Annotated in this window: 5 protein-coding genes; 4 read left to right on the top strand and 1 reads right to left on the bottom strand. The window is 43.6% G+C overall.

The features are described from left to right. The first annotated feature begins 395 nt into the window (after nucleotides 1-395). The 4 genes from KDK19_RS07130 (at nucleotide 396) to KDK19_RS07115 (ending at nucleotide 4,784) form a co-directional block, all read left to right on the top strand. Complete coding sequence (locus KDK19_RS07130) at nucleotides 396-1,589, top strand: RtcB family protein (protein ID WP_257275677.1); 1,194 nt, start codon at nucleotides 396-398, stop codon at nucleotides 1,587-1,589. A 78-nt stretch (nucleotides 1,590-1,667) separates the two neighbouring features. Continuing rightward, nucleotides 1,668-1,859 carry a hypothetical protein gene (locus KDK19_RS07125; protein WP_257279532.1) on the top strand — a complete coding sequence of 64 codons (192 nt, stop codon included), beginning with the start codon at nucleotides 1,668-1,670 and terminating at the stop codon, nucleotides 1,857-1,859. 234 nt (nucleotides 1,860-2,093) lie between these two features. After that, on the top strand, nucleotides 2,094-3,131 hold the full coding sequence (locus tag KDK19_RS07120; RefSeq protein ID WP_257276195.1) for a hypothetical protein: 1,038 nt from the start codon (nucleotides 2,094-2,096) through the stop codon (nucleotides 3,129-3,131). A gap of 90 nt (nucleotides 3,132-3,221) precedes the next feature. Then, nucleotides 3,222-4,784, top strand: a complete 1,563-nt coding sequence (locus KDK19_RS07115) for an F-box/WD40 repeat-containing protein (RefSeq protein ID WP_257291634.1) — start codon at nucleotides 3,222-3,224, stop codon at nucleotides 4,782-4,784. 133 nt (nucleotides 4,785-4,917) lie between these two features. Here KDK19_RS07115 and KDK19_RS07110 read toward each other — a convergent pair whose 3' ends face one another. Next, a complete protein-coding gene (locus tag KDK19_RS07110; RefSeq protein ID WP_257291633.1) occupies nucleotides 4,918-6,135 on the bottom strand; it encodes an ADP-ribosylglycohydrolase family protein in 1,218 nt (405 codons plus the stop codon). Nucleotides 6,136-6,302 lie beyond the last annotated feature (167 nt).

The raw sequence follows: 6,302 nt of genomic DNA, 5'->3' as shown, positions 1-6,302 counted from the left end.
ATCTACCGTTTGAGAGGATGCCTCTGTTGATAGACTGAATATTGGTTTGATAGATGCATCCATGCAGTAGTACCTCCCTGATCAAATTACATTAGACCTACAGAGCCATCTTCTTCAAGAAAATTCATAACAATAATGACAGTACACCTAACAAAAACCTCAACGAAAAGTGCTACCCGCTCAGTCGATAAAATTGGCGTTTTTACTGAGCCGTAGAATCTCTCAACAAGCTTTAAAGGTATTAATCCTTTTCTAATCTGTGTCTTAGAAATATTTTCAACTCAAAATGAATTTATTGGCACGCTTCACTATCGGAACATGGCAAAATCCAGCTACCATTTGTTCAGCCATATTTTAAATCATAATGCTGAAAATAATGAGAGAGGTACTACATTATGCCAGTGATCACTTTATTAGAAGGAACTGAAATCCAAAAGCCAGTAAAAATCTGGACGGATGAAGTCAGCCCACAGGCACTTGAGCAGATGCGCAAAGTCGCCAGCCTGCCCTTTATTCACAAACATGTAGCCGGGATGCCTGACATCCATCTCGGAAAAGGCGCAACAGTAGGATCAGTTATCGCTACCACTGAAGCCATTATCCCTGCTGCCGTTGGCGTGGATATTGGCTGTGGTATGAATGCGGTTCAGTTATCACTGAAAGCTTCTGATCTGCCGGAAAACCTTTTGGCCATTCGAAATGGTATTGAAAAGGTTATTCCCCTGGGAGCAGGTGGACAGCACAAAGAAGCGCAAATAGCCGGTGATTCATCGGTTGCCCTTGGCTTAAAACGTATTCTGGAAAAGCATCCGAATATCATCCAAAGAGGCAACCGGGACAAGTTTGTTCGTCAAATGGGCAGCCTCGGTTCTGGCAACCACTTTATCGAACTGTGTCTGGACGAACAGGACAACCTATGGGTCATGCTGCATTCCGGCAGCCGGGGTATCGGTAACCAGATAGGTCAGTACTTTATTCAGCTGGCTCGTAAAGACATGGAAAGGCAACAGATCCATTTGCCCGACAGAGACCTCGGCTACCTGAAGGAAGGTTCAGAGCACTTTGATGACTACGTTGATGCCGTTGCATGGGCACAAAACTACGCCCTGCTGAACCGGGAACATATGATGAACAGTATTCTTAAAACACTGCGCCTGCATCTGAAACCCTTCACCGTCATTAATGAAGCCATTAACTGCCACCACAACTTTGTTGAGCAGGAGTTCCATGATGGCCAGCAAGTCTGGGTGACTCGTAAAGGGGCTATCCGGGCCAGAAATGACGAGCTGGGTATTATTCCAGGCTCTATGGGCGCCAGGTCTTACATTATTCGTGGCAAAGGCAACCCCGAAGCCTTTTGCAGCTGTGCCCATGGTGCAGGACGGACGATGTCCCGTACCGCTGCCAAAAAAACCTTCACTGTTCGTGATCTTGAAGATCAGACACAGGGCATAGAGTGCAGAAAAGACAAAGGCGTACTGGATGAAATTCCCGGTGCTTACAAAAATATCGATAAGGTCATGAGCCTGCAGAAAGATCTGGTTGAGGTCGTGCGAACGCTAAGGCAGATTGTAAATGTGAAAGGCTAAGTCATCACCGGACATTTCTGATGCCTGTGCTAATGGCAAGTATGTCCGACAATAAAGCTACCGTCAGGAGACTGAACAATGAAAAAACCAAAAAATGCTCATAAACGCCCGGCATCGGCAATACTGAAACTGATGCAAAACCCTATGTACCGCCAGCGCCGGGAAAAACTGAAAACCCGCTATAGCCGTAAAGAGAAACACCGTGGTCGTGCTGATAACAGGCTGCACCAGAAAGCACTGCAGAGGGCAGTGTTTTCTGGTGCAGCCTGATAAAACGAGGAATACAGGAGCTGTCACTGAGTGAGACTATTTTGTTTGCATTGACTCAAAGACAGAAACCAACTTTCTGCCCATTGTGCATTTTCCCGAATCAGAGCCCTGTTTTGTTAGTTTTACTTAACAACACGTTATGAACTCTTGTTCCAAAACCAAGTCTATCCAAGTGTATCCATTTTTAATGTATTTGTTAATTGAGGATAAAGGCTAACTTTCGGAAAACAAAATATGAATGGAATAAATAACAACTCTAACGCTTTAGGTTTACCCCCATCAACACCTAATCAGTCTCTATCCGTGGCACCAACGGGTGTCAGTATGGGCAGAGACATTACTGTATATAACCAGAGTAAACCGTCATTGCTCAATTTATCCTCAGAAGCAAGATCAGGGCAATCAACTGTCCTAAAGGAAGAGCCACCGCTTGTTCAGGATACTTTAGCTGAATCTGCCTGTGCATTTTCCAGATATGTCTCACTTCATAATGAGATAAAAGTCGACAGTAGTTTTTTATCCAATGTTGAGACTGAAACATTAGATCCAGATATAGAATGCATCTCCGAAAGGTCTTTCGTAAAAACAAGAGACACTTCTCCTTGTCCATTAGAATTGAGTATCAATGAACTTAGGCAAGAGACTTTATGTCACTCAACCAGAGCAGTTCTGGAAAAAAACTTCTCTAAAAGCTATTCAACATCTTATATTTTTACAGTTGACGATCAGGATATCTATAAGACATACATCAATGGTGATCCAGAAAATGATTACCTGTTTGTCCACAAGCTGATTTGTATATTTGATAAAAAAAAGGAATGTTTTCATGACTTCGTTATTCATAGAGAAGATAACAATTTTCACATCTTACAATCGATGGCCAATGCGTTTAGCCTTGAAGAATGGATTACGGGTGATTCTGACTCAATAATAGAAAAACAAAAAAAATTCAAAAGAGATAATGATTTGATTTTATTACATCGTGAAAATCATTTACCACCACCATTTTCTAAAGACGACGAAAACATGGTAATAATGATTAAGGAAGAATTAAAAAACACAAAACCATCCTTTGATAAAATTGTAAAAGCGAGAATAAACAAACCCTGTTCTAAAGCTATTTTTAACCAGAAGATTTTGCCTACATTATTTTCAGCCTTAAGAAATTCAGGTAATCATCCCTATTTCAGAATATTCTCAGTTTCAAGAAGATACTTGGATATTAAACCAGAATATAATATTTTTTTAGAAGTATACTATGCCAAATTATAAGTAGTTGATTATTTGAAACCTTATAAAATTGGCGGTAACTTTCAATAAAAATGCCGCCTCAACTTTCTGCTTATTCAGGACAAACCAGTTATGGAGCCCATAAATAACAATTCCTTTAATACAGGTTCAAACTTGTCACCACCTGAGGGAACAAGACTGGGCACACGAGAGGGTAACAATGCGGGTAGGACCATCACTGTAGCTGACAAGGAAAAAAAGAAAAATACATCATTACGGGACTTATCCTCGTTATCACTTTCCATGATTTTTAGCTATTTGAAACTTCGAGATATTCGCAGTTTAGAACTGACATGTACCTACCTTCACGCCGCTGTCAAAAAAGATAACGCCCTGGCAAAAGCATGGTATCACCAGTTTTCTTCTCCACACCAGTATCAACTTAGGATGACTATCACTACAAAAAATGAGAATCAACTCCATGATTGGTTGAAGTCATTCACGAATGATAAGGCGTTAATCGACTCACTGATGGAGCGCCGACATTGTAGTGTTCATGTACCTGCTGTATTGTATTTCACCAAGACTAAGCTGATGTCTGGGTGCAATACTTTTAAATTAGTCACAAAAGCCATCATTAATGAAAATACGCGAGTTAACTCAGCCGCCCTCAGTGCCGATGGCCGTCATCTGGTAACCGCTTGCGTCTATGAACCAGCGAAAATCTACAGCATCAAGACCGATGGATCATGGGTAAAAAAAACCATTATTCCCCATGACAACCCAGTCGCATCAGCCATTTTTAGCCTCGATGGCGAATATGTGGTGACCGCCAGCTGGGATGGCACTGCGAAAATATATGGCTTGGGACGCGATGACACATGGAAACAAAAAGCCATCATTTCCAATGAGTACAGTGTCTACTCAGCCAGCTTCAGCACCGATGGCCATCATGTCGTAACCGCCGGTTTGGATGCGACAGCGAAAATCCATAGCCAGAAGACCGATGGATCATGGAAATTAACAGCTACCCTTACACATAATAAGTCTGTTGAATCAGCCAACTTTAGCACCGATGGCCGCTATGTGGTCACCGCCAGTTACGAGAACAGGGCGAAAATCTATTGCCAGCAAACGGATGGTTCATGGAAAAATACCGGAACCATTCCCCATAATGACGCTGTTATTTCAGCCAGCTTCAGCCCCGATGGATGCCATGTAGTAACAGCCAGTATGGATTTTAGTGCGAAAGTATATGGCCAAAAGACGGACGGATCATGGGAAAAAAAAGGCACCATCTCTCATAGTGGTGCTGTCAATTCAGCCAGGTTCAGCCCGGATAGCCGCTTCGTGGTGACCGCCAGCCGGGATGGCACTGCAAAAATATATAGCCACACAGCTAATGGATCGTGGAAAGAAAAAGTCATCATTTATCATAAGTATTGGGTTCTATCAGCCACCTTCAGCCCTGATGGCCGCCATGTGGTAACTGCCAGCATGGACAGAACGGCCAAAATCATCGGTCAGCAAGACGATGGGTCATGGTTAGAGAAAGCCAGCATTTCCCATAAAGGCAAGGTCTTATCAGCTACCTTCAGCGCCGATGGCAGCCATGTGGTAACCGCCAGTGACGACGGTATAGTGAAGGTTACTGAGTTACAGGTTAGTGATTCATTGTTTGCTGTCACTGAGTAACGCTATTCAGCCTGTATTAAAAGTCAGAAACTTATCGGTCATTTTCCCGAATTAGAGACCAGTTTCGTTGGTTACCGTGAACAACCCGTTGTGAGCCTAACTTTGAAAAGATCGCCGGAAAGCAATGTTTAATTCACATTGACTGGCTCCCGCAGGCACAATTACACGTGCCGCCCTCACTTTCATCCTCATCATCTACCAGATAATCCACGGCATTGGGGTTTATAGCTACCCACTCCGGCAAATCGTCAAGTAACGCCTGTAACTGTTTCAGCTCCGGCTCCGAACCAAACTCGCTTCGTCTGAAACCACCCTCCTGCAAAGCACTGAGTGCCATTAACATTGCCCCAACCGTATCCTGGTCGATGGTAAATTCTGCTACCTGCTGCAGCAACGAATTCTGGGTTCCGTCACCGGTAAACAGAAAATACAAAACGGCCGCTGCAGAACTGGGAGCCCAGGTTCCTCTGAGCTTTTTGTCACCCGTTTTTTTACGAGATCGCTCCGCACCGGAACTGGAAGGCATCAGGCGATTTAACTCAGCCATAACCTCTCCATGATCAGGGTTGCGAGTGTACGTGTTTTGCTGGACCTGTTGCTCAACAATCCTCAGGCATTTCAGAACTTCTGGTTCAGTGACATGTCTATAAATGCGCTGAAAAGTTATTTTAGCCAGATCCCTGTTTGCAGTCCTTACATCACGATCTTCGATCATGACTCTTGCAGCAAGGGCAATAACGACAGCAGCCTGCATGGCCTGCTCATGGTTATGACTGACCTGAACCGTTTGCCGAACCCGACTGACAAAATCCTCGTCACTGATAAACGGATCATGATCAAGGATAGCCACAATCGTGGCAATGCCCATGCAGCCGCCATTACCAGAAGAGCCTTCCGCCTTTCCTGACCTTGTACGAAAACTCTGACCGGAAAGACCCAGAACCTGACCTCTTGTTGTTATAGTGCTATTCCTGAATCCCTGAAAGAATGTTTTTAACAACCGTGAGTGAAAAGCACCGTAGTCGCTTAACTCCACATTAATCGGATCTTCCATTTTTAAACGAAAACGCTGCCCATCAGGAAATGCAAAAAAACACTGATACTTAGCCAGCCTGACAACATCAATTTGTGCACCTTTATCCTTTCTTTGATGCTTTTTATTAGTGCGACCAGAGCTTTGGTAATAGTCCAAAAAGAACTTATAGATCGCAGCCGCTTTATGTGTATCATCGGTAAATAGCCCACGCCTGGCTGCACCGTTGCCATACCGGACTGTTCCCTTATAATCCCCCAGTGCAGTGCCAAGCAAAGCCAGCTCTGCATTGGTCGGGGTAACAGCAAATGCTGGCATTATTACCAGAAAAAAAACAACAAAGCACAGGCAGTGAGCAATGAAGAATTGAAAACCAACTGAGCCAGAACAACATTCTGGCTCAGTTCGACTCGGGACGGTCATTAAATATATTCCTAAGATCCATTCAGATAAGGGAATAATAGCGGCTTTATTAAGTCTTGCTA

The organism is Endozoicomonas sp. ONNA1 (assembly GCF_024606325.1).
Lineage (GTDB): Bacteria > Pseudomonadota > Gammaproteobacteria > Pseudomonadales > Endozoicomonadaceae > Endozoicomonas_A.
This window is presented reverse-complemented; position numbering and strand designations above follow the sequence as displayed.

Coding starts and splice junctions, on each gene's coding strand:
- KDK19_RS07130 (WP_257275677.1), top strand. CDS start 396: ATGCCAGTGATCACTTTATTAGAAGGAACTGAAATCCAAAAGCCAGTA.
- KDK19_RS07125 (WP_257279532.1), top strand. CDS start 1,668: ATGAAAAAACCAAAAAATGCTCATAAACGCCCGGCATCGGCAATACTG.
- KDK19_RS07120 (WP_257276195.1), top strand. CDS start 2,094: ATGAATGGAATAAATAACAACTCTAACGCTTTAGGTTTACCCCCATCA.
- KDK19_RS07115 (WP_257291634.1), top strand. CDS start 3,222: ATGGAGCCCATAAATAACAATTCCTTTAATACAGGTTCAAACTTGTCA.
- KDK19_RS07110 (WP_257291633.1), bottom strand. CDS start 6,135: ATGCCAGCATTTGCTGTTACCCCGACCAATGCAGAGCTGGCTTTGCTT.